General features: G+C 67.6%; 1 protein-coding gene. It reads left to right on the top strand.

Translation table 11 applies throughout. The features are described from left to right. On the top strand, positions 1-538 hold a 538-nt coding region (locus tag EN969_RS33905; RefSeq protein ID WP_164758791.1), incomplete at its 5' end, for an AI-2E family transporter. Positions 539-701: the final 163 nt, after the last annotated feature.

The following is a 701-nucleotide window of genomic DNA, read 5'->3' as shown; positions in this document are numbered from 1 at the left end:
GGACATCAACACCGCCACGGCAGGCTTCGTGCGTGGCCAGGGCACGCTGTGCCTGGTGCTGGGCGCCATGTATGCCACCGGGCTGACGCTGACCGGACTGAACTTCGGCATCCTCATCGGCCTGTTCGCCGGGCTGATTTCCTTCATCCCCTATGTCGGCTCGCTGACCGGGCTGGTGCTGGCCGTCGGCGTCGCCTTCGTCCAGTTCTGGCCGGACTGGACGATGATCGTCGCGGTCGCGGTCGTGTTTTTCATCGGCCAGTTCATCGAGGGCAACATCCTGCAGCCGCGGCTGGTCGGCAAGAGCGTCGGCCTGCACCCGGTATGGCTGATGTTTTCGCTGTTTGCCTTCGGCGCGCTGTTCGGCTTCGTCGGCTTGTTGATCGCGGTGCCGGCTTCGGCCGCCGTCGCCGTGCTGGTGCGGTTCGCAATAGCCCGCTATCTCGAATCGCCGCTCTACAAGGGTCGCGGCGCGGCACCTGTGCCGCAGCTTCCGGCCGATCGCGGCGGCGGCCACCGCACGCAACCGCGTCGCTGAAGTGACTGCCCAGCCAACCGACCCGCCGCGCCAGTTGCCGCTCGACCTCGGCCATGGCACCGGCTATTCGCGTGACGAACTCGTCGTCTCCGGCACCAACAACCAGGCGGTTGCGCTGGTCGACCGCTGGCCGGACTGGCCATCGCCGGTGGTGGTGCTGGCC

The organism is Mesorhizobium sp. M7A.F.Ca.CA.003.01.2.1, from assembly GCF_003998945.1.
Lineage (GTDB): Bacteria > Pseudomonadota > Alphaproteobacteria > Rhizobiales > Rhizobiaceae > Mesorhizobium > Mesorhizobium ciceri.
Note: the sequence above shows the minus strand (reverse complement) of the source record. Positions and strands in the feature narration are given on the sequence as shown.